Genomic DNA, 22,466 nt, shown 5'->3' with positions numbered 1-22,466 from the left:
CCGTACCGGGGCGTGACAATTCACGCGGACCGGATCCCTGTTCCTGGCGCGCGAAAGAGGGTGTGATGGACGAGCGGCGGATGGTACGGATCTCCAAGTATCTCGCCAAGCACCTGCGGCACCAGCCAGAGCGGATCGGGATCACCCTGGACGACGGTGGCTGGGTCGAGGTCGGCACGCTCCTGACGGCCGCCGCCGAGCACGGCTTCCCCTTCTCGCCGGCCGAGTTGGAACGGGTCGTCGCCGACAACGACAAGCGGAGATACGTCATCGAGGACGGCCGGATCCGCGCGAACCAGGGCCACTCCGTCGCCGTCGATCTCGACCTTCCCGTCGCCGAGCCGCCCGCGTTCCTCTATCACGGCACGGTCGCGCGCAACGTGACGGCGATCCGCGCCGAGGGGCTGCGGCCGATGAACCGGCACCACGTCCACCTCTCCCCCGACCGGGAGACCGCCACCCGGGTCGGATCGCGCAGGGGTGCCCCGGTCGTCCTCGTCGTGGACGCGGCGGCGATGCGGGGGGCGGGTCACGAGTTCAGGGTCAGTGCCAACGGGGTGTGGCTCACCGACCATGTTCCTCCGACGTTTCTGCGATTCCCCGGATGAGACGGTCTCTCTGGGGTTTTCCTGGGTTCTCCGCGTTTTCAGGATTTTTCGGATTTTTCAGGTTTTTGGGGGATGCCGGGCTCTCCGCTTTCCCTGAGGCTTTCGGGCGTTCTGGGTTTCCCGGGTTCTCGGGGCTCTCAGGGCTCTCGGGATGAGACGGCGGATGCGGGTCAGTCGGGTACGGCTCGGCCCCGACGACCACCGGGTGCTGTGGCCCGACCGGCCGCCACGGCGGGCCTTCCTGTTCGACGACAGGGGCTGGAGCCTGGCCATGCACGTGGACCGTGAGGCGGCGGCCGTACTGGCCGTGGCCTGGGGGCTGGCCGCGCGCTCCCGCCACTCGCTGGTCTACCTGCCCATGCGGGCCAACCTCCCGCCCGAGGAGCTGGCGCACGACTCCGGCCTGAAACCCCTGGACCTGGTGCTGGTCCAGCATTCCGTACGGTTCCCCGCCTCGCGCTGGCCCGCCGTACGGGCAAGGCTGGGGGCGGGTCGTCCACACACCGTCTCGCTGCCCGGGGACGTCTTCCCCGACGAGGACGCGATCGACCACGACAGGGTCCACCACCGGGAGTATCGCGACCACTTCCACTTCACCGTGGCCGCCAGGACGCTGTTCGTCGTCGGCGGCCCCGAGGCGTTCCGGCGCACGGGTGCCACCATGATCCGCCCGCTGGTCACCGAGGCCCCCTCCTACCTGGCGGAGCGGCCGGACGGCCACTTCTGCGCGGAGATCGACTCCGGCCGGTGGTCGGCGTCCTGGTCACGCCACTGCTCGGACATGCTGCACGTCGAGTACAGACGGACCTGGGCTCTCTGACCTCCTGTTCCGGTCGCGGGGCGGAAACTGTCGGTGGCCCCTGCCAGGCTGTGCGCGATTCGAAGGGCCGCCTTCCCGCAGCCCCTCCTTCTCCCCAGGGAGCACGCCATGATCACCACCGACCATGTCCCCGGCACCCCCGGCTGGATCGATCTGGGGTCGCCCGACGTCGCGGCCTCGGCCGCCTTCTACGGCTCCCTGTTCGGCTGGAGTCTCCAACCGGCCGGCCCCGAGGCTGGAGACTACGGCTTCCTCCAGCTCGACGGCAGGACGGTCGCCGCCGTAGGACCGCTCGACGAGGGGGCGACCTCCGCCTGGACGGTCTACTTCGGCACCGACGACGTCGAGGCCACGGCCAAGGCCGTCGAGCAGGCGGGCGGTACGGTGCGTTTCGGCCCCTGCGACGTCTTCGGCGAGGGCCGGATGGCCGGGTTCACCGACCCCGAGGGCGCCGAGTTCGCCGTCTGGCAGCCCATCGCGACCACGGGCTTCGACCTGGCCGCCGTCCCCGGTTCCCTGTCCTGGGCCGAGCTGTACGTCCCGAATCCGGACGCCGCCCGTTCCTTCTACCGGGCGGTCTTCGGCTGGCGGGACCAGGAGATGCCGTTCGGCGACGTGACCTTCATCGTGGTCTCCCCCGCCGAGGGGGAGAACGCCGACCTGGGTGGGATCATGCCGCTTCAGGAGGGTGACAGGCCGCACTGGCTGCCCTACTTCGAGGTTCCCTCCTGCGCCACGACCGTCGCCCTGGCCGAGCAGCTTGGCGCCGGCGTCCTCCTGCCCGCCACGGAGGTGCCCGGGGCGGGCAGCTACGCCGTGCTCACCGACCCCCACGGCGCCCGCTTCGCCGTCATCACCAGCGTCACCGCCTGAGGCCCCCAAACCGCCCGGCCGTTTCACCGGACGGCCGGGCCCTGGTGAGTACGCGGAGAAGAGATCAGGAGCTGGAAGAAGGCTCCGGCGTACCGTTCGGCCATATGCAGTACGACGAGACTCCCAGGCTCAACACGATGTTGTTTTCGGGGCCAGTTGGGGCCAAAGAGAGCAAAAAATCATCGGGTTTGGAACGTCCCGAGATGTTGAGACCATTCGGGGAGACGCCCTCAATGTAGTGCCCCTGCCGCTCCCAGTACTGTTTGACCTGCTTCACCACCTCCAGCACCCGGTCTTGTGAAATGCCTTCCAGGTAATAAGAGCGGTTAATCACAACGCGATCCTCCGACCCTCCATCCGTAGGGTCGAGGCAGGGCGTGACGTTAAGGCTAGGACGATAGAGGTCGAGCCGAGGCTTGGGGGTTATGATGCTGGCCGTCTCCTTGATGAGCTGCTCAACTCGCCCTAACGCCTGTTCCTGGGTGATCGTGGGACCGCTCACGTTACCTTCCCCGGTGCAGCCGGAAACAAGAATGACGATAGCCATGATTGCCAAAGCAGGACGCAGCATCTCACTCCCCAGCCGGTACGGGTGAAGGCTGCGGATGAGGCGATGGCCTCTCTGTGGGCAACGCACTGGATCCTTTCAGCGACAAAGAGGGCGGACCGGTAGGGGGCGGCGGAGTAACCGTCGAACTCGGGAACGGCTCGGCGTGAAGAATCACAGAACCATAATCACCATTTATTATGTGAGCAATATTACTCAGCGACTTGGAGTTGTCGCCCCAGTAACTGGAGTGCCCCTTAAAACTGACAACGGAGTCTCCGCTGTCCGGAACGTAGAAAGTCTGAGCACCGAAGACACCGGAGCTGGGGTCGGGCCCCAGGGCAGGAACAACGGATCCGATATCGCCAACAGGATCATTAGGAGCCTCCCCTACCCACACCGAACCTACCTTCAGATCTTTTACCTCCTTGGCGGTCACTCCAGGACTCCCTACGAAAATCAATTGGTCCGCAAAAGCCCCCGGACGCTTCTGAGCCGCCGCACCGACCGTCGTCGACCCATAACTGTGACCCAGAACAGTGAAACGGACGCCGGATGCGGCGTCGTGAGAAGCTCGAAGACCATCGGTGAAACTGGCAAGAAGCGGAGCACCATTGGTGGCGGCGAAATCCAGAGCGGGCGTTCCTTCCATCTCCAGAAAACTCTCCCACTGTGGCGCCGCATAACCGAGCCAGGCTATGGAAGCTGTCTTCTTATCTCTCCGGAACTCGTTCGCCTGGTCCCAGGTGACGGCCGCACGGTGGGCATCGGAATTGGAATCCCCGAAACCATCCAGCTTGGTTCCGGTTCCGGGGACGTATACGGCTATGTTGTCCGCCTCGTCGGGGTTCCCAAACGATACGGCGGTCTTCCCGAGGCCGCCCAGCTCCAGTTGCAGCAGCATGGCAGGAGGGCGGCCGTTCTGACCGCCGAGTGCCAGGCTTTTCTCCACGGATGTGACCTGCCGCAGTTTCAGCTCCAGGTCCTTGATAGCTGCGGCATTCTTCCCGAGGGCCTGTAGCGCCTGTGCTCTCTGCACAGGGTTGGCGGATATCTGGCGCGGATCGCGCGTTGAGCCCTCCTGTTCCACCAGGCTTTTCAGCGTTTTCTTCAGCTCCGCTGACGATGCACGCAACCGCTCCAGCTCCGGACCGAGTGTGGCCTTCTGGTCGGCCAGGTGTTTGCGGTTGGCCTGGTCGCGGACCGTGGCGGGGAGGCCGTTCAGGGCGCCGAGCAGGCCTGGGGAGGTGGCGATCAACTGGTCCTGGGCGGTCTTGTCCAGCTCGCGCCACCACACGGTGAGCCTGCCGGCCAGGGTCGCGTCCTCTCCCGTGTCCTGCAGGTCCTTCAGCGTCTTCAGCGCCGTGACGTCCCCCTTCCCGGCGGCGGTCGTCAGTCTGTTGATCTCGCCCGAGGCGGGAGCGTGCCCGCCGAAGAGGCCGAAGGCGGCCGTCGCCTTGCTGGCCGTACCGACGTCGTGTGTCTGCTGGATCGTGGTCAGCCGCTGGCGCAGATCGCGTGCCTGTTCGTCCGCCCAGGCACCGGTGTCGAGAACCTGCCGCACCGAGGGGGAGGAAACGCAGAGCGCGGACAGTTCGGCGCCGAGCCGTTGCCCCGCGCGGGGCAGTTCCTGTCCGGCTCGCTGGAGGTCGGCCACCATGCGGGTCATGGCGGCGATGTCCATTCCGGAGAACGCTCCTGGCACGGGGGCCATCACACTGATCGAGGTCGAGAAGGAGGGGACGTGCGCCTGCCCGCCGAGCCGCCTGATCCGCTGGGCTATTTCCTGGGCCGCCTCCGCGAAGGCCGCCTGGAGGGCCGTACGCCGGGTGGCGAGCGCTTCGTTGAACTTCGGAGCGCCGCCGCCGACCCATGCGTGCGCGGCCATGCATCGCGCGCACGCGTCGAGCATCGAGGCGTGGTCCGCTCCCAGCCGTACGACCCGCGACAACGCGGCTTCCAACTCCCCCGTCGCATTCCCCGCCACAGTGCGTCAGAGTCCCATAGGGGTCCCACGAAGATCAAGCTTGCCCCTGAAGTCGCGAAACTGGAAATTCATCTCACAAGCCTCACGAATTCCCTTAGCGGTGATCTGACAATATCCAGACGTATTCGCCTGACGGGATCGCCTCGACTGTAGGAACCAGACCGCGACCCCGTGGCCCACGGCAGGACTGGCGGTTGAGAAAGCTGGTTTTGTCCTGTCCGTAAAGCCCGCAGAACGAGCGCCCTGCCGCGGAGCGCGCCTGGCGGAGGGGCCGTCGAGCGGACCGACGCCACGGCGGCGCAGGGCAGGGGCCAGGATCGACAAGCGGCGGAGGGGTCTGAAATCTCGCAACCGCCAACTTGACGGGAAATATCGGGTGCTTCATGGATTTTGAGGGTTTTTATCTTACGATCGCTGTCTGGGGACCCCTGTCCGGCGGTGGGAAAAGTGAGCCCTCCTCGTCGGACGCAGCGCCGAAACACGTTTCCGCAGGACTGAAGCCTGAAGTCCCTACGCAGAAAGGATTTCGATGACTGTTCGTTCCGGTGTGCACCGGAGTGATGCGCCTACGTCCCCTCTTACCGTTCTGAGGTTTTCTGTGGCGATTCAGCGGGGGGCTCGCCCGTGAGACCGGAGTTCCATCTGACCCTGCCCGTCGAGGACGGCGCGAGCGTGTTCCCCGCGTTGCCGGGGTTCGTCACCGATGTACGGCCCGGCGCGGCGGGGCCGTACGAGCGGCTGGCCAGGATCGGCAGGGCGGCCGAGCTGGCCGGGATGGGCGGGGTGCTGGCGCCCTTCGACCCGGCGGGGCAGGACTCGCTGATCGTGGCGGGAGGGCTGCTGCGCGGTTCCCGGCACATGCGGGTCGCGGCGGAGTTCCACGCGGGGATCGCGACGCCGGTGTACGCGGCCAAGCTGTCGGCCTCGCTGCAGCGCTTCTCCGGCGACCGCCTCGACTGGCGGCTGGCCGTCGACCTCGACCCCCGGGTGGCCCGGTCCCAGGGCGACTTCGTCGAGGGCGCGGAACGCTACGCCCGCGCCGAGGAGTTCCTCACCGTGGCCAGAGGGGTCTGGCACGAGGAGGACTACGGCTTCGCCGGGCGGTTCTACGAGGTGCTCGGCGGGGGGCTGCTGTTCCCGCTCTCCGGGCGGGCCTTCCCCCGCGTCCAGCTCTCCGGCACCTCCGCCGACGCGATGGCGCTGTCGGCCCGCCATGCCGACCTGCACGTCTTCGGCCCCGAGGACGACCTCGACGCTGCGATCGCCGAGCTGGGAGCGCTGGCCGCCCAGATGGGACGCAGTCCGGCGTACGGCCTGCGCCTGCCGTTGCTGGCCAGGGAGGACGACGACGAGGCGCGCAGGGACGCCCTGCGGCTGTGGTTGCTGCGCTCGGGGGCGCGCGAGACCTTCCCCGAGCCCGAGCGCGCGACCAGGCTGTGGCACGGCTTCGGGAGGCCAGGTCTGGTCGGATCCTACGAGAACGTCGCCGCGGCGATCCGCGGTTACCTCGACAGGGGCGTCTCCGCGTTCTTCCTGGAGGTCGAGCCGCACCTGGAGGAGACCTACCGGCTGGGAGAACACCTGCTCCCGCTGTTGGCTAAGGAGATCCATAATGCCGGTTGACTTCTACTGGCGAATGGCCATGGAGGGCGACCAGCCGTCGCTGCGCAGGAAGGGGATCGTGAGCCGGGGCGGTTTCACCCCCGGCGCGGTCGGCGGGCTGGCGCCCGGCCTCAGGAACGGCAAGCTCGACGGCTACAGTCACGTCGACTATCTGGCGGAGGTGGCCAAGGCCACCGAGGCGTCCGGTTTCGTCGGGGCGCTGCTGCCCTCCTTCCCGCACACCGACGACCCGTGGGCCGCGGCGGCGGCGCTCGCGCGGGAGACCAGCACCTACCGGTTCATGATCGCCTTCCAGCCGGGGTTCCTGCATCCGGTGCAGGCGGCGCGGATGACGGCGAGCCTGCAGCTGGCCACCGGTGGGCGGACTGTCTACAACGTCATCTCGGGCGGTGGCGGCCCACAGCAGCTGTGGTGGGGCGACAAGGTCGAGCACGACGACCGGTATGTCCGCACTTCGGAGTTCCTCGACGTGCTCAGGGGGGTCTGGTACGCCACCGACCACTCCTACGACCACGAGGGCCGTTTCTACCGGGTGCGGGGCGGCGGCCTGCCCCCGGCGCTGGCCGGGCAGCCGTTCCCCGAGGTCTTCTTCACCGGCTCGTCGAAGGCGGCCATCGCCGCGGCGGGCAGGCACGCCGACTACTACCTGTCCTGGCTGGAGCCCCTGTCCTCGCTGACCGCCAAGTTCGAGCAGGTGCGTGAGCACAGCGCGGGCATCGGCAGGTCCCCGAGGTTCGCCGTACGGCTCGACGTACTGGCCAGGGAGACCGAGGAGGAGGCCTGGCAGGAGGTCGAGCGCGGCTGGGTGCGGCCCGGTCCCGCCGCGACCCCGGCCTATGTCGGGCTGGGCGACTCCGTCGGCTGGCAGCGGGGCCAGGACCTGGGCTCGGGCGGGAACGGCTCGCGGGGCGGTTACCGCGCGCTGGAGATCTCGCCCAACGTGTGGGGCGGGTTCCACGTGCTGCGCGCGGGTCCCGCCTTCGGCCTGGTCGGCGACTACCGGCAGGTGGCGGCGCGGCTCGACGAGCTGATCGCGCTCGGCGCCGAGGCGTTCGTCCTGGGTGGGGTGCCCCACCTGGAGGAGGCGTACCGGGTCGGCGCCCACGTCCTGCCGCTGCTGCGTGGCGCCGCCGTACGGTAGTCCGGAAGGTGTGACCGGGGCGGGGGCCCTGGTCCTCCGGAGGGAGCCGGGGACGACCCCAATCTCCCGCATCCGGAAATATCGGACTATCCAACTTCCTAATTAACTTTAGCTTTCTAAAACGTGAACAAATAATTGCCGCCAAGATCAACAGGCCATCACGATGGTGAGACGCCGGAGTTTCTCGTCACACACGACCGGAAGAACGGCGCCCGACAATCGGGTGAACATCCGGATAACCCTCCGGACCTGGGCGAACAGCGATCCGCGCGCCTCCCGGCCCACCCGCGTGAAGTGGCGGGAATCACACTCCTCGTACGGCGCCACCCCCATGATCCCGCTGACCTGGGGAAGTCACGACCAGCTATAACACCAAAAATCCAGGAATGCCGAAATAACAGGTGTTCTAGGATCGTCGGATGGCGACGGCAACGAGTGAGCTCACAGGGAGCCACATGCGGCGAGCGTAATCCGGCGCGCGCCTCGGTCGTCCGACTGGAGAGACCTTGCATCCGACCACGGTGGACATCGAGCACGCCCCGGCACCGGCGATCCTCTCGGGAGGGCCCGCCGCGCCCGCCCGCACACTGATCGACATCCTCGACGAGACCACGCGACGCCACCCGGACGCCGCCGCCCTCGACGACGGGCGGACCAGGCTCGACTACACCGGCCTGCGCGAGCGGGTCGGCCGGATGGCCGAGGAACTGCGCACGGCGGGCGTCGGACGCGGTGACCGGGTCGGCATCCGGGTGCCCTCCGGCACCGTCGATCTCTACGTCGCGATCCTGGCCACGCTGACGGCGGGCGCCGCCTATGTGCCGGTCGACGCCGACGACCCCGAGGAGCGAGCCGAGCTGGTCTTCGGCGAGGCCGCGGTGAGCGCCGTCATCGGTGAGGGCGCGACCGTCACGGTCTCCGGCCCCCTCGGCGGCACCCTCGACCCCGACGCAGAGGCCCGCCCGGGTCTCGACGACGACGCGTGGATCATCTTCACCTCGGGCTCGACCGGTAAGCCGAAGGGTGTGGCGGTGTCCCACCGCAGCGCGGCGGCGTTCGTCGACGCCGAGGCCGGCCTGTTCCTGACCGGTGAGCCGCTGGGCCCCGGGGACCGGGTGCTGGCCGGGCTCTCCGTGGCCTTCGACGCCTCCTGCGAGGAGATGTGGCTGGCCTGGCGGTACGGCGCCTGCCTGGTCCCCGCGCCCCGCGCGCTGGTGCGCACCGGCATGGACCTGGGCCCCTGGCTTACCGAGAAGGGCATCACCGTGGTGTCCACGGTGCCGACGCTGGCGGCGCTCTGGCCGGTCGAGACGCTCGACGACGTCCGGCTTCTGATCTTCGGCGGGGAGGCGTGCCCGCCCGAGCTCGCCGAGCGGCTGGCCGTACCGGGGCGGGAGGTGTGGAACACCTACGGGCCGACGGAGGCGACCGTGGTGGCGTGCGCCGCCCCGCTGACCGGGGAGGGGCCGGTGCGGATCGGTCTGCCGTTGGCCGGGTGGGAGCTGGCCGTCGTGGACGCGGGCGGCGATCCGCTGCCGATGGGCGAGATCGGCGAGCTGGTCATCGGCGGCGTCGGCCTGGCCCGCTACCTGGACCACGCCAAGGACGCCGAGCGGTACGCCCCGCTGGTCTCCCTCGGCTGGGAGCGCGCCTACCGCAGCGGTGACCTGGTGCGGGCCGAACCCGAGGGGCTGCTGTTCGTCGGGCGGGCCGACGAACAGGTCAAGCTGGGCGGGCGCCGGGTCGAGCTGGGCGAGGTCGACGCCGCCCTGCAGGCGCTGCCCGGCGTCACGGGGGCCGCGGCCGCGGTGCGCACCACCGGGGGCGGCCACCAGCTACTCGTCGGCTACGTCGTACCCGGCGAGGGATTCGACCAGGCGGACGCCAGGAAGCGGCTGCTCGACGCGCTGCCCGCCGCGCTGGTCCCGCGCATCGCGCTGGTCGGCGAGCTGCCGACCCGCACCTCGGGCAAGATCGACCGTGACGCCCTGCCCTGGCCGCTGCCCCGGCAGGCGGCGGAGCAGCCTGACGTGAACCCGTGGATCACCGAGTGCTGGCAGAACGTCCTGGGCGGGACCGAGGGCGACTTCTTCGCCGAGGGCGGCACCAGTCTCGCCGCGGCCCGGCTGGTCTCCGCGCTGCGCGCCCGCCACCCCTCGGTGACCGTCGGCGACGTCTACGAGCACCCGACGCTGCGGCGGCTCGCGGCGCACCTGACCGCGCGGGACTCGGCGGAGGTCGCGAGGACCAAGCGGGCCGTCGTGCCGATGCCGCGCCGCGCCGCGCTGCTACAGACGCTGCTCACCGTGCCGCTGCTCACCGCGGGCATGCTGCGCTGGCTGGTCGGCCTGGCCGTACTGACAAATCTGGTCACGCCCGGCGCGCCCGTCGTCTCGTGGTGGTGGGTGCTGGCCGGGACCGTGCTCTTCGTCTCCCCGGCGGGACGGATCGCGCTGGCCGCGGGCGCGGCCAGGCTGCTGCTGCGGAACCTGCGTCCCGGCTCTTATCCCCGGGGCGGCTCGACGCACCTGAGGCTGTGGTTCGCCGAACGGTTCGCGGAGAGGCTCGGGGTCATGGAGCTGTCCGCCGCGCCCTTCCTGACCCACTACGCGCGGGCGCTCGGTGCCCAGGTGGGCGTGGACGCCGACCTGCACTCCGCCCCGCCCATCACCGGCATGCTCAAGCTGGGCAGGAACGCCGCCGTCGAACCCGAGGTGGACCTGAGCGGCTACTGGATCGACGGTGACCGGGTGCGGATCGGCGAGATCAAGATCGGCGCCTCCGCCACGGTCGGCGCCCGCTCGACCCTGTTCCCCGGCGCGAGGGTCGGCAAGAACGCGCAGGTGGCGCCGGGTTCCGCGGTCGCGGGCGCGGTCCCCGCCGGGGAACGCTGGGCCGGGGCTCCCGCGGTCAGGATGGGCAAGGCCCGGCACTCCTCCGCGGGCAGGCCGCCGCGCTCGCCCCGCTGGGCCGCCGTCTACGGGCTGTCCGCGCCGCTGCTGAGCCTGGTCCCGATCGTCGCCGCGCTGCCCGCGCTGGCCGTGCTGCTGGACGGCTCCCCCGCCGGGCTGCCGTACCGGGTGCCGGTCGCCACCCTCGTCTGGATGGCCTGCACGGCCCTGCTGATCCTGGTTCTGGTACGGCTGCTCGCGATCGGGCTGCGGCCGGGCAGCCACCCGGTGCACAGCCGTCAGGCCTGGCAGGCGTGGGCCACGGGGCGGCTGATGTCGATGGCGCGGGTCTGGCTGTTCCCGCTGTACGCCAGCATGGCCACGCCCGTCTGGCTGCGTGCCCTGGGCATGCGGGTCGGCCGGGACGTCGAGCTGTCCACGGTGCTCGCGCTGCCGTCGATGACCTCCGTCGGGGACGGCGCGTTCCTGGCCGACGACACTATGGTCGCGCCGTACGAGCTGGACGCGGGGCGGCTGCGGGTCGGCCACGTGCGGATCGGCAAGCGCGCCTTCCTCGGCAACTCGGGGATGACCGCGCCGGGGCGCAAGGTGCCCAAGGACGGGCTGGTCGCGGTGCTGTCCGCCGCGCCGAAGAAGGCCAAGGCGGGCTCGTCCTACCTGGGCATGCCGCCGGTCGAGCTGCGCCGTACCGCCGAGGACTCCGACCGCAGCCGCACCTACGAGCCGCCCGCCCGGCTGCGGGCAGCCCGCGCGGCCGTCGAGCTGTGCCGCGTCGTGCCCGCGATGTTCGCGGTCGGGCTCGCCGTGCTCGTCGCGCTGTGCCTGCTCTGGCTGACCGGTTCGTACGGCTTCGCGGTGGCGGCGCTGCTCGGCGGGGTCGTGCTGCTGGGCGCCGGGGTGCTGGCCGCCGCGGTGACCACCGTGGCCAAGTGGGTGCTGCTCGGCAGGATCGCGGTCGGCGACCGGCCGCTGTGGAGCTCGTTCGTCTGGCGCAACGAGCTGGCCGACAACTTCGTCGAGGTACTGGCCGCGCCCTGGTTCGCCAGGATGTGGCTGGGCACCGCGCCGCTGAACCTGTGGCTGCGCTCGATGGGCGCGCGGGTCGGCCGGGGCGTGTGGTGCGAGACCTACTGGCTGCCGGAGATCGACCTGGTGACCCTGGGCGACGGGGTCTCGGTCAACCGGGGCTGCGTGTTGCAGACCCACCTGTTCCATGACCGGGTGATGAGCATCGATACTGTCGTCCTGCGGGACGGGGCGACGCTCGGCCCGCACGGGGTGGTGCTGCCCGCGGCGACGATCGGGGAGAACACCACGGTCGGACCGGCGTCCCTGGTGATGCGCGGCGAGTCGGTGCCTCGGGGGACCCGCTGGTTCGGCAACCCGATCGCGGCGTGGCACAAGCGCGCGTAGGCATCCCCGCGTCGCAGGAAGGCACACAGGTAGTCCGTGGTCGCGATCACCCCCCGTCCGTCCTATTTCCCGGCACACGGCGACGACGCCTACCGGGTCGAGCACTACGACCTGTCCCTGGACTACCGGGTCGGCCCCAACAGGCTGGGCGGCGTGGCCAGGATCTCCGCGCGGGCGCTTCGGCCGCTCACCCGCCTGTCCCTCGACCTGGGGGCGCTGCGGGTCGACGGGGTGCTGCTCGACGGCAGGGCGGCGCGTTTCGCCCACCACGGCGGCAAGCTGCACGTCTCCCCCAAGGGAGGGGGGCGGATCGAGCCCGGTCCCCTCACCGTCGAGGTGCGCTACGCGGGCAATCCCCGGCCCGTCACCAGTTACTGGGGGGAGCTGGGCTGGGAGCAGCTCAGCGACGGCGTCATCGTGGCCAGCCAGCCGATCGGGGCCTCCTCGTGGTTCCCGTGCAACGACAGGCCCGACGACAAGGCCTCCTACCGGATCGCGGTGACGACGGCCTCGCCGTACACCGTGATCGCCAACGGGGAGCTGACCGGCAGGCGGCGCGCCTCCTCGGCGACCACGTGGGTCTACGAGCAGGTCGAACCGATGGCCACCTACCTCGCGAGCGTGCAGATCGGCCGCTACCAGCTGACCGAGACGGGGGCGGGGACGCGCCTGGCCTTCCCGCAGGGGATGGCGACCAGGGCCCGCAACGACTTCGGCAGGCAGGAGTGGATGCTCGCGGTCTTCTCCGAGCGGTTCGGCCCCTACCCGTTCGGCTCCTACACCGCGGTCGTCGTGGACGACGAGCTGGAGATCCCGGTCGAGGCCCAGGGCATGTCGGTCTTCGGCGTCAACCACGTGGACGGCAGGCGCGGCGAGGAACGGCTGGTCGCCCACGAGCTGGCGCACCAGTGGTTCGGCAACAGCCTGACCGCCGCCGACTGGCGTGACATCTGGCTGCACGAGGGCTTCGCCTGCTACGCGGAGTGGATCTGGTCGGAGTCCTGCGGCGAGGAGAGCGCCGACCACCACGCGGCGCGCTGGCACCGGCGCCTGGCCGCGCTCCCCCAGGACTTCGTGCTGGCCGACCCCGGGGCGCGGCGGCTGTTCGACGACCGCGTCTACAAGCGCGGCGCGCTCACCCTGCACGCGCTGCGGCGCATCCTGGGCGACCGGATGTTCTTCGCGCTGCTGCGCGAGTGGGCCACGGCCAACCGGCACGGAACCGTCACCACCGAGGCGTTCCTCGACCTGGCGCTGCAGTACACGACGCGCTCCTTCGACGGTGTCCTGTCCGCCTGGCTGTACGGCTCCCGCCTGCCCCCGATGCCCTGAGGCCGGCACACCGGGAGTCGGTAGCCTGGTCCCGCGACGACGAGGGTGGAGACGTGGCCACTGACGACCCCGGCAGGGACGACGTCGAGGACCTCCTGCGCGAGCTGGCGCCGCAGGTCCTGGGCGCGCTCGTGCGCCGTCACGGGCACTTCGACGCGTGCGAGGACGCGGTGCAGGAGGCACTGCTGGCCGCGGCCGTGCGCTGGCCGCGCGAGGGGGTGCCGGAGAGCCCGAGGGGCTGGCTGGTCACGGTCGCCTCCCGCAGGCTGGCCGACGAGTGGCGCAGCGAGCGGGCGCGCAGGCGCAGGGAGGTCACGGCCGCCTTCAGGACGCCCGCCGACGAGTCGCTCGCGCCGAGCCCCGAGCAGGAGCAACCTCCCGGCCACGACGACACGCTCACCCTGCTGTTCCTGTGCTGCCACCCGGCGCTGACCGCGACCTCCCAGGTGGCGCTGACCCTGCGCGCCGTCGGGGGGCTGACCACGGCGCAGATCGCGCGGGCCTTCCTCATCCCCGAGGCGACCATGGCCCAGCGCATCAGCCGGGCCAAGCAGCGCATCAGGTCGACCGGCATCCCCTTCGGCATGCCCCCGCCCGAGGAGCGGGCCGAGCGGCTGCGGGTCGTCCTGCACGTGCTGTACCTCGTCTTCACCGAGGGGCACACCGCGACCTCGGGGCCCGACCTGCACAGCGGGGAGCTGACCGGGGAGGCGATCAGGCTCACCCGCGCCCTGCACCGGCTGCTGCCCGACGATGGCGAGGTCGCCGGGCTGCTGGCGCTCATGCTGCTCACCGACGCGCGGCGGCCCGCGCGCACCGGCCGGGACGGCGCCCTGATCCCGCTGGCCGACCAGGACCGCGGCCTGTGGAACCGCGCCCGCATCGAGGAGGGCGTCGCGCTCGTCACGGCGGCGCTGTCGCGTTCCGTGGTGGGCCCCTACCAGTTGCAGGCGGCCATCGCCGCGGTCCACGCAGAGGCCGTCCGCGCGGAGGAGACCGACTGGCCGCAGATCCTCGCCCTGTACGAGCTGCTCTCCCGGCTCTCGCCGGGGCCCGTGGTCACGCTCAACCACGCGGTCGCCGTGGCGATGGTCAGGGGGCCGAGGGCGGGCCTCGCCCTGCTGGAGACGCTGGACTCCGACGGACGGCTGGCCGGTCACCACCGGCTCGACGCGGTACGCGCCCACCTGCTGGAGATGGCCGGGGAGCGGGAGGCGGCCAGGGAGGGCTACCGGGCGGCCGCGCGCCGTACCACCAGCCTGCCGGAACGGCGCTATCTGGAGTCGCGGGCCGCCCGCCTGGGCTGAGCGGTGCGGGAGCCGCGGGGCCTAGGGTTGGCGGGTGCCCGTTCTCCCCGCCCGCCCGTCCCCCACTCTGCGTGTACGGCTGACCGCCGTGGCGGCGGCCGCCGTGACCGTCGTCGCCGGGCTCGCGGTCCGCGCGGTCGCCGACGGCTGGTTCGGCAAGTACGCCGGGGACGCCCTCTACACCGTGCTCGTCCACGCGCTGGTGGTGGTCGTCGCGCCGCGCCTGTCACCGGCGCGGGCCTCGGTCTGGGCGCTGGGCCTGAGCTGGGCTGTCGAGTTCGCCCAGCTCACGCCGGTGCCCGCCGCGCTGTCCGAGACGAGTGTGCTGGCCAGGCTGGTCCTCGGCAGCACGTTCGGCGCCGCCGACCTCGTGGCCTACGCCGTCGGCGCCGCCCTGTCCTGGGCGGGTCACACCCTCCTGCTGCGCCTTCGCCGCCGATGAGCGCTGGCCGTACCATGTGGGGACCATGCCTGAAGGACACACCATTCACCGGCTCGCCGGGCTGCACCGTGAGCTGTTCGCCGGCACGACCGTCGACGCGCGGAGCCCGCAGGGCAGGTTCGCCGCCGGGGCCGCCCAGATCGACGGCCGGGTGCTCCGCGAGACCGACGCCCACGGCAAACACCTGCTGCTGGGCTTCGACGACGACCGGTGGGTCCACATCCACCTGGGCATCTACGGCAAATACACCTTCGGCCAGGCGCCGCCTCCCGCCCCGACCGGTGTGGTACGGCTGCGCCTGAGCAACACCGCCGACTACGCCGACCTGCGCGGCCCCAACACCTGCGAGCTGATCGACCCGGTGGAGAAGAAGGCGCTGCACGCCAGGCTCGGCCCCGACCCGCTGCGCGCCGACGCCGATCCCGAGCTGGCCTGGCGGCGGATCGGGCGCAGCCGTACGGCGATCGGGATCCTGCTGATGGACCAGTCGGTCGTGGCGGGGGTGGGCAACATCTACCGCGCCGAGGCGCTGTTCCGGCAGGGGGTCGATCCCGCGCTGCCGGGACGCGACCTCACCCACGGGCAGTGGACGGCGATCTGGGACGACCTGGTGCTGCTGATGGCCGAGGGGGTGCGGCTCGGGCACATCGACACGGTCAGGCCGGAGCACACCCCGGAGGCGATGGGCCGTCCGCCCCGCGTTGACGGGCACGGCGGCGAGGTCTACGTCTACCGGCGCGCGGGCATGCCGTGTTTCCTGTGCGGTTCCGAGGTCAGGACCGGGGTGCTCTCCGGACGCAACCTCTTCTGGTGCCCTGGCTGCCAGGGCGGCTGAGGCCCGGCGTCACAGCAGGCGTCAGAGCAGGCGCAACGTCGCCTCGACGGAATCCTGACCGGCCGGGACCAGCGGGAGGCGGACCGAGGCGGTCGGGATGCGTCCCTGGGCGTGCAGCACGCCCTTGAGGACTGTGGGGTTGGGCTCGGCGAACACGCTCGCCGACATCGCGGACAGCCGGTGGCCGAGGTCGCGCGCGTGGGCGACCTCGCCGGAGCGCCAGGCCTCGGTCAGCTCGACGAACAGGCCGGTGCGCAGGTGGGCGGAGGCGAGGATGCCCCCGGTGCCGCCCAGGGCGAGCAGCGCCGAGAAGAACGGATCGTCCCCGGCCAGTACGGCGAAGCCCTCGGGCAGGTCGGCAAGCAGCGAGACCGTGTCCTGGTCCACGCCGCCGACCGCGTGCTTGACCCCGGCGACCATGGGCAGTTCCCCGAGCCGCCGCAGGGTGGCGGCGCCGACGGACTGGCCGGTGCGGTAGGGGATGTTGTAGACGACGATCGGCACCGGCGTCTGCTCGGCCAGCGCGGTGAAGTGGGCCAGCACCCCGGCCTCCGAGGGGCGGACGAAGGAGGGCACGGTGACCAGGGCGCCCGTCACCTCGGGCCAGGCCTTCAGGGCACGCAGCGCCTCGGCCGAACCCCTGGTGTCGCTCGACCCGGCGCCGACGATCAGCTCGGCCGAGCGTTCCCGGCACACCTTCGCGCACACCTCGACGACAGCCCGCCGTTCCTCCTCGGCGAGCATGGCGACCTCGGCTGTGGTGCCGAGCGCGACCAGCCCGGCGGCGCCCTCCTCAAGGGCGGTGCGCGCCAGGTCCTCCAGCGCGTCCAGGGCGATCTCGCCGTTCTCGGCGAACGGGGTGATCAGGGGCAGGTAAACACCGCTGAGAGTCATGCTCTTAGCTTCCCGGCCGGTGACCGTACAGGTCCAGTTCCGTTTTCTTCAGAAACCGTTAAGCTGAACTGATGCTCGATGTGCGCCGTCTCCGGCTGCTCCGCGAACTGTCCTACCGGGGCACGATCGCCGCGGTCGCCGAGGCCCTGACGTTCACCCCCTCCGCGGTCTCCCAGCAGCTTGCCGCGCTCGAACGGGAGGCCGGGGTCGCGCTGCTCGAAAGGACCGGCAGGCGGGTGACGCTCACCCCCGCGGGAGCCGCCCTGGTACGGCACGCCGAGGCCGTGCTTGAACGGCTCGAACAGGCGGCGGCCGAGCTGGCGACCGCCCGCACCGGGCTGGCCGGGACGATCAGGATCGGCGCCTTCCCCACCGCGACCCGCACGATCCTGCCCGCCGCCCTGGCCGCCCTCGGCCGTGACCATCCACGGCTCGAACCGATGGTCGACGAGATCGACCCCGCCGAGGTCGCCCCCCGGCTCAGGGCCGGTGATCTGGACGCCGCCCTGGTCCACGAGTACGACTTCGTGCCCGCGGCGACCGACCTGGCGCTGGACACCGAGCCGCTGCTCGATGAGCCGATGTACCTGGCCTCCGACCGGGCCGGCGACTCGCTCGCCGGGCGGCGCGAGGCCCCGTGGATCGTGTCTAAGCCGGGGACGCTCTGCTACGAGATGACCGTGCGGGCCTGTCAGGCGGCCGGGTTCTCGCCCAGGATCCGCCATCACATCGACGACTTCGCCGCCGTGCTCGCGATGGTCTCCGCGGGGCAGGGGGTCGCGCTCGTGCCCGAACTGGGGGCCGCCGACCCGCCGGGGAACGTCCGGCTCACCGAGCTGCCGACGCGCCGCCGTACCCAGGTCGCCTTCCGGCGGGGGGCCGCCGCGCACCCGGCGCTGGCGGCCTTCACCCGGGCGCTGCGCTCCTCGCTTCCCCGCTCTCCCGAGTAGGAATTCTCCGGGTAATCAACCGGTCACCTCATGTGATATGAAAGGTGAGGCGCCGTCCCACACTTCCGGCGAGGGGCTTTTCCGAAGTGCGACACCATTGTCCGGCATCGGGATAATAAGGAAAGGCGGTTGACGCTCTCCCCCTTCCATGCGGAAGGTCGTGAAGCCGATCGGGTTAACGGATAACGGAGCGTGATAGTGGACGCGATGGACTGGACACTCCTGGCGGAGTTGCAGAGCGACGCGCGGCTGTCCTACAGCGAGCTGGCACGGCGGGTGCACATGTCGGCTCCGGCCGTCGCCGAGCGGGTACGGCGCCTTGAGGAGACGGGCGTGATCACCGGCTACCACGCGCGGGTCAACCCGGCGCTGGCGGGGCGGGGGGTGGCGGCGCTGATCAGGATGTCGTGTTACGGGCCGCGCTGCGTGCTGCGCGACGAGCAGGCGCTGGCCTGGCCGGAGATCCTGGAGGTGCACCGGGTGACCGGTGACACCTGCTGCCTGATCCGGGTCGCCGCGGCCTCCATGACCGCCTTCGAGGAGCTGATCGACAGGCTCGCGCCGTACGGTCACCCGTCGAGCATGATGGTCCTGTCCAGCCCGGTCCCCTGGCGCCCCCTGTCGCCCGCGCAGAACGGCTGAAACGGGGCATTTTAGCGGGGGCACACCCTCCCCGTCAGCACCTTCGGCCGATCTTTCCACCTGGTGGTACCGAGCCAGGCATACAGCGACATTTGTTACCTACGGGATAGTTGTCGCGCGGAATGATCTCTGGCGGCGAACCTCCCAAGGCGTTAGCGTCTGCGCATGCGCCACGTTGATATCCCGGGCAAGCGGCTCAGGCTGAGGGAGGTCACCGTGGACGACGTGGACGCGCTGCACGCCGTCTACGGCGACCCCACGGCGACCGAGCACCTTCCCTTCGATCCCAGGACGCGCGAGGAGGTCGAGGAGATCGTCGCCGAGGCGATGCGGGCCGCGGAGACGGAACCACGGAGGCTGTACGTCCTGGCGGTGACCGACGTGGCGGAGGGCGGGACCATCGGTGTCGCCAGGCTGCACATCGAGCACGACCACCCGCACAGCGCCGAGATCGGCCTGGGCCTGCGCCCCGACCAGTGGGGCAGGGGCATCGGCACCGACCTGGTCAGGCTGCTCCTGGTCTTCGGCTTCCGGCACCTGGGACTGCACCGCATCTGGGGCGCCAGGTCCCCGGCGAACACCGCCGCCCAGCTCACCATGCTGGTCGCCGGGATGGTCGAGGAGGGCAGGATCAGGCACCATGTGCGGGCCCGCGGCGCCTGGCGCGACTCCGTCGTCCACTCGGCGATCGAGGACGAGTGGGAGGGCTACCGGGAGGCCTGACCTCCCGGGACAGCCGACGACCGATCGGCGTACGCAGCCTGGGTGGGCTGGTACGGCTCGGCCTGACCCACCGGGAGGAAGGCGGCCGGGCGCTGCTCAGGGAACTTGGAACGGTCGATACGGCGTGTTCCTCGATGCCGGGAAATGTCGTGACGGAATTGCCGCCTTTTTCGCCGACGGAAAGCGTGAAATGGGCCTAGAGTCCGCGCATGTGAGTGAGAGTTCCATCCTCCCCGTACGCGGGCGCGCCGTGCGGCCGTCAGGCAGGCACCGCAGACCCGTGCCCTCCCACCTCCCGCCGGAGGCACCCGCGCTGGTGCTGACCACGCTCGGCGACGGCTCCGGGGTCGCCGCCGACCTGACGGCGCTGATCCGGGGGGACAACCCGCAGATCGAGGTCCGTCTCGTCGGTCTCGGCGAGGACGGCAGGGAACTGGCCGCCGCGTTGGAAGACGCCGCCCGCGAGCGGCCGCAGGACGGCACGGCCGCCGTCGTGGTGCCGCTGCTGACCGGTCCGCACCCGGTCGCCGACCGGCTGGTCGCCGGGGCGGTCGCGGCGAGCGGGGTCGCGGTCACGGTCACCGAGCCGCTCGGGCCGCACCCGCTGCTGGCCGAGGCGCTGCACATCCGCCTCGCGGAGCGGGACCTCGCCAGGGCCGACCGGATGCGCCTGCTCAACGTTTCGAGTCCGGTGGACGCGGTCATCCTGGCCACGGTCGGCGGCGAGGCCGCGGCGGCGGAGGCACAGCCGACGGCGGTGTTGCTGGCCTCCCGGCTGACGCTGCCCGTCCTGGTCGCCTCGCTGGACAGCGCGCCCGACCCCGCCGCAGCCGCGGACCGGCTGCGCGCGATCGGCGCGCAGCGGATCGCGCTGTCCCCCTGCGTCATCGGCCCCGAGGTGGACACCGCGCTCGCCGAGGCCACCGCGGCACGGATCGGCGCCGAGTGCGCCGACCCGCTGGGCGCGCACGGGCTCATCGCCGACCTCGCCGCCCGGGCCTACGGGAGTGTCCTGGCCGCGGGCTGACGCCGTCGCGGCTCAGGGCTCAAGCCAGACGTAACCGGCGAAGCGCCCGGTCTGTCCCTCCCCGCGGTGGGAGAACAGGTCCGCGGTCTCGATGGTGCAGCGGGTGTCGTGGGTGACCTCACGCACCCCGGCCTTGCCCAGCTGGGAGGTGATCGCGGCGCGCAGGTCGAGGGCGGGGGTGTCGTCGCGCGTGATCGACCACGCCTCGGGCAGCACGGCCGCCACCTCCGCGCGCAGCACCGCGGGCACCTCGTAGCAGCTTCCGCAGGCCATCGGGCCGATCAGGGCGATCATCCGCGCCGGGTCCGCGCCGTGCCCGGCCATCTCCTCGACCAGGGCCGGGACGACCCCGAGGACGGTGCCCACCCGGCCCGAGTGCGCCGCCCCGACCAGCCCCGCCACCGGGTCGGCCAGCAGGACGGGGGCGCAGTCGGCGCACAGCGCCGCCAGGCCCAGCCCGGGGACGTCGGTGCACACGCCGTCGAGCGGCGGCGGATCGTCCCCGAAGGGCTCGGTCACGTAGCGGACGGCGGCGCTGTGCACCTGCCGCATGAACACGACCCGTTCGAGGCCGAACTCGGCGGCCGTCCTGGCCCTGTTGGCGGCCACCGCCTCCGGGTCGTCGCCGCACAGGCCGCCGAGATTGCGGCTGTCGTACGGCTTCGCGCTGACGCCGCCGTGGCGGTCGGTGATCCTCATCTGAAAATTCACGGCCCCGACCTTACCGACCGGCGGAACCGCCCTCCCGGTCCCATCCGTTTGTCCGGACGACGTATCCCCCACTCCCCCACGAAACGGGACCCTCATGACGAAGATCGCGTACGACCGGAAGGAACAGCTTCAGCAGATCGAGAGCGGCCTGCTGCCGGGAGAGCAGATCATCGCCGTCTACGACGCGATCGGCACGGGCACCGGCTTCCTCGGGCTGACCGACAAGCGGGTGATCGTGCAGGACAAGTCCTTCGTCGGCAAGCGGATCGCGCTCACCAGCATCCCCTACGCCAGGATCTCCGCGGTGAGCGTGGTGAGCAACAAGTCCTTCGCGGGCTCGTTCTTCTCCTCGGGCGCCATCGCCGTCCACGTGGGAACCCACACCTACGAGGTCGAGTTCCGCGGCGACGGGAAGGCCCACCACGTGCACAACGTGATCCTGCACTTCATCACCTCGTCCTGACCCCCGGCCCGCGGGCGGTCAGGAACGGGCGAGCGAACGGTAGAGGTCCATGGTCCGTTCGGCGATCCTGGCCCAGGAGAAGTGCTCGACGGCCCTGGCCCGCCCCGCCGCCCCCAGCTCCGCGGCCAGCGCCGGGTCGGCCAGCAGCCGGTTGACCCGCTCGGCGACGTCGGCGGCGAACCGCTCGGGGTCGTCGGGGGTGCCGTCTGCGGCCGACTGCGCGATGGGGACCAGCAGGCCGGTCGAGCCGTCGGCGACCACCTCGGGGATGCCCCCGGTCGCGGTGGCGACGACGGCGGTCTCGCAGGCCATGGCCTCAAGGTTGACGATGCCCATGGGCTCGTAGACCGAGGGGCAGACGAACACCGTGGCGTGGGTGAGGATCTGGATCACCTCGGGACGCGGCAGCATCTCCGAGATCCACACGACCCCCTCCCGCTCGCGTTCGAGCCCACGGACCAGCCCGGTGACCTCCTCGGCGATCTCCGGCGTGTCCGGGGCGCCCGCGCACAGCACGAGCTGCGCCCCCGGGTCGAAGTCCCTGGCCGCGTGGAGCAGGTGGACCAGCCCCTTCTGCCGGGTGATCCGCCCCACGAAGACGACGTACGGCCTGCCCGGGTCGATGCCGTGCCTGGCCAGCACGGCGTTGTCGCGGTCCGGGGCGTACTCCTCGGTGTCGATCCCGTTGTGGATCACGCTGACCCGCTCCGGCGGGATCTCCGGGTAGCAGGCCAGCACGTCGCGGCGCATCCCCTCGGAGACGGCGATGATCGCGTCCGCGGTCGCCAGCGCGCCGCGTTCGGCCCACGACGACAGCGTGTAGCCGCCGCCGAGTTGCTCCGCCTTCCACGGCCGCAGCGGCTCCAGGCTGTGGGTGGTGACCACGTGCGGCGTGCCGTACAGCATTTTGGCGACGTGACCGGCGAAGTTGGCGTACCACGTGTGGCTGTGCACCAGGTCGGAGCCCGCGCAGCCCGCCGCCATCTCCAGGTCGACGCCGAGCACCTGCAGCGCGGCGTTGGCCCCCTCAAGACCACCGGGGACCCGGTAGCCCGTGACTCCGTCCTCCGGACGGGGCGGACCGAAACAGCGGACACGGACCTCCGCAAGCCGGCGCAGCTCACGGGCGAGGTACTCGACGTGAACCCCCGCACCGCCGTACACCTCGGGCGGATATTCACGGCTCAGCAGATCAACGCGCATGCGATCACCCTAG

20 protein-coding genes are annotated in these 22,466 nt (G+C 71.1%); 15 read left to right on the top strand and 5 right to left on the bottom strand.

Annotated elements, in window-relative coordinates; genetic code table 11:
• Positions 1 to 65: 65 nt before the first annotated feature.
• The 3 genes from FHS44_RS19010 (at position 66) to FHS44_RS19000 (ending at position 2,301) form a co-directional block, all read left to right on the top strand.
• Positions 66 to 608, top strand: a complete 543-nt coding sequence (locus FHS44_RS19010) for an RNA 2'-phosphotransferase (RefSeq protein ID WP_184716385.1) — start codon at positions 66 to 68, stop codon at positions 606 to 608.
• Positions 609 to 771: 163 nt separating this feature from the next.
• Positions 772 to 1,428, top strand: a complete 657-nt coding sequence (locus tag FHS44_RS19005) for a hypothetical protein (RefSeq protein WP_221460946.1) — start codon at positions 772 to 774, stop codon at positions 1,426 to 1,428.
• A gap of 108 nt (positions 1,429 to 1,536) precedes the next feature.
• Positions 1,537 to 2,301, top strand: coding sequence for a VOC family protein (locus FHS44_RS19000; protein WP_184716381.1), 765 nt, complete (start codon positions 1,537 to 1,539; stop codon positions 2,299 to 2,301).
• 64 nt (positions 2,302 to 2,365) lie between these two features.
• Here FHS44_RS19000 and FHS44_RS18995 read toward each other — a convergent pair whose 3' ends face one another.
• Complete coding sequence (locus FHS44_RS18995) at positions 2,366 to 2,872, bottom strand: hypothetical protein (protein ID WP_184716379.1); 507 nt, start codon at positions 2,870 to 2,872, stop codon at positions 2,366 to 2,368.
• A gap of 1 nt (position 2,873) precedes the next feature.
• Positions 2,874 to 4,811 (bottom strand): alpha/beta hydrolase, encoded by a 1,938-nt coding sequence (locus FHS44_RS18990; protein ID WP_246435618.1) that lies wholly within the window; start codon positions 4,809 to 4,811, stop codon positions 2,874 to 2,876.
• Positions 4,812 to 5,459: 648 nt separating this feature from the next.
• Here FHS44_RS18990 and FHS44_RS18985 point away from each other — a divergent pair.
• From FHS44_RS18985 to FHS44_RS18955, 7 genes are all read left to right on the top strand, one after another.
• Positions 5,460 to 6,458, top strand: a complete 999-nt coding sequence (locus FHS44_RS18985; RefSeq protein WP_184716377.1) for an LLM class flavin-dependent oxidoreductase — start codon at positions 5,460 to 5,462, stop codon at positions 6,456 to 6,458.
• Complete coding sequence (locus FHS44_RS18980; RefSeq protein WP_184716375.1) at positions 6,448 to 7,599, top strand: LLM class flavin-dependent oxidoreductase; 1,152 nt, start codon at positions 6,448 to 6,450, stop codon at positions 7,597 to 7,599. Before FHS44_RS18985 ends, FHS44_RS18980 begins: the two co-directional genes overlap by 11 nt.
• A gap of 506 nt (positions 7,600 to 8,105) precedes the next feature.
• Complete coding sequence (locus tag FHS44_RS18975; protein ID WP_221460945.1) at positions 8,106 to 11,924, top strand: Pls/PosA family non-ribosomal peptide synthetase; 3,819 nt, start codon at positions 8,106 to 8,108, stop codon at positions 11,922 to 11,924.
• Positions 11,925 to 11,960: 36 nt separating this feature from the next.
• On the top strand, positions 11,961 to 13,256 hold the full coding sequence (locus tag FHS44_RS18970) for a M1 family metallopeptidase (RefSeq protein WP_184716373.1): 1,296 nt from the start codon (positions 11,961 to 11,963) through the stop codon (positions 13,254 to 13,256).
• Positions 13,257 to 13,309: 53 nt separating this feature from the next.
• Complete coding sequence (locus tag FHS44_RS18965) at positions 13,310 to 14,563, top strand: RNA polymerase sigma factor (protein ID WP_184716371.1); 1,254 nt, start codon at positions 13,310 to 13,312, stop codon at positions 14,561 to 14,563.
• Between the two features lie 34 nt (positions 14,564 to 14,597).
• Entirely contained in the window at positions 14,598 to 15,005 is a 408-nt protein-coding gene (locus FHS44_RS41030) for a ribosomal maturation YjgA family protein (RefSeq protein ID WP_221460944.1), read from the top strand.
• A gap of 25 nt (positions 15,006 to 15,030) precedes the next feature.
• Positions 15,031 to 15,840 (top strand): Fpg/Nei family DNA glycosylase, encoded by an 810-nt coding sequence (locus FHS44_RS18955; protein WP_184716369.1) that lies wholly within the window; start codon positions 15,031 to 15,033, stop codon positions 15,838 to 15,840.
• A gap of 21 nt (positions 15,841 to 15,861) precedes the next feature.
• On the opposite strand, the gene FHS44_RS18950 is transcribed toward FHS44_RS18955, so the two are convergent.
• The gene (locus FHS44_RS18950; protein WP_184716367.1) at positions 15,862 to 16,734 is read right to left on the bottom strand and encodes a 4-hydroxy-tetrahydrodipicolinate synthase family protein; all 873 of its coding nucleotides are present in this window, start codon (positions 16,732 to 16,734) and stop codon (positions 15,862 to 15,864) included.
• A 71-nt stretch (positions 16,735 to 16,805) separates the two neighbouring features.
• Between FHS44_RS18950 and FHS44_RS18945 the strand changes: the two genes are divergently transcribed.
• The 4 genes from FHS44_RS18945 (at position 16,806) to FHS44_RS18930 (ending at position 20,076) form a co-directional block, all read left to right on the top strand.
• Positions 16,806 to 17,684: a LysR family transcriptional regulator gene (locus FHS44_RS18945; RefSeq protein WP_184716366.1), complete on the top strand. Its 879-nt coding sequence runs from the start codon at positions 16,806 to 16,808 to the stop codon at positions 17,682 to 17,684.
• Positions 17,685 to 17,891: 207 nt separating this feature from the next.
• Positions 17,892 to 18,326, top strand: a complete 435-nt coding sequence (locus tag FHS44_RS18940; protein WP_221460943.1) for an Lrp/AsnC family transcriptional regulator — start codon at positions 17,892 to 17,894, stop codon at positions 18,324 to 18,326.
• Between the two features lie 165 nt (positions 18,327 to 18,491).
• Entirely contained in the window at positions 18,492 to 19,049 is a 558-nt protein-coding gene (locus FHS44_RS18935) for a GNAT family N-acetyltransferase (RefSeq protein WP_184716364.1), read from the top strand.
• 211 nt (positions 19,050 to 19,260) lie between these two features.
• Positions 19,261 to 20,076, top strand: a complete 816-nt coding sequence (locus FHS44_RS18930) for a CbiX/SirB N-terminal domain-containing protein (RefSeq protein ID WP_312863720.1) — start codon at positions 19,261 to 19,263, stop codon at positions 20,074 to 20,076.
• 12 nt (positions 20,077 to 20,088) lie between these two features.
• On the opposite strand, the gene pgeF is transcribed toward FHS44_RS18930, so the two are convergent.
• Positions 20,089 to 20,775 (bottom strand): peptidoglycan editing factor PgeF, encoded by a 687-nt coding sequence (gene pgeF, locus FHS44_RS18925; RefSeq protein WP_184716675.1) that lies wholly within the window; start codon positions 20,773 to 20,775, stop codon positions 20,089 to 20,091.
• 106 nt (positions 20,776 to 20,881) lie between these two features.
• Between pgeF and FHS44_RS18920 the strand changes: the two genes are divergently transcribed.
• The gene (locus FHS44_RS18920; protein WP_184716362.1) at positions 20,882 to 21,250 is read left to right on the top strand and encodes a PH domain-containing protein; all 369 of its coding nucleotides are present in this window, start codon (positions 20,882 to 20,884) and stop codon (positions 21,248 to 21,250) included.
• A gap of 18 nt (positions 21,251 to 21,268) precedes the next feature.
• Here FHS44_RS18920 and glgA read toward each other — a convergent pair whose 3' ends face one another.
• The gene (gene glgA / locus FHS44_RS18915) at positions 21,269 to 22,453 is read right to left on the bottom strand and encodes a glycogen synthase (protein ID WP_184716361.1); all 1,185 of its coding nucleotides are present in this window, start codon (positions 22,451 to 22,453) and stop codon (positions 21,269 to 21,271) included.
• Positions 22,454 to 22,466: the final 13 nt, after the last annotated feature.

This window comes from Streptosporangium saharense, from assembly GCF_014203715.1.
Classification (GTDB): domain Bacteria; phylum Actinomycetota; class Actinomycetes; order Streptosporangiales; family Streptosporangiaceae; genus Streptosporangium; species Streptosporangium saharense.
The sequence above is the reverse complement of the archived record's forward strand: the minus strand, read 5'-3'. Positions and strand labels throughout refer to the sequence as shown.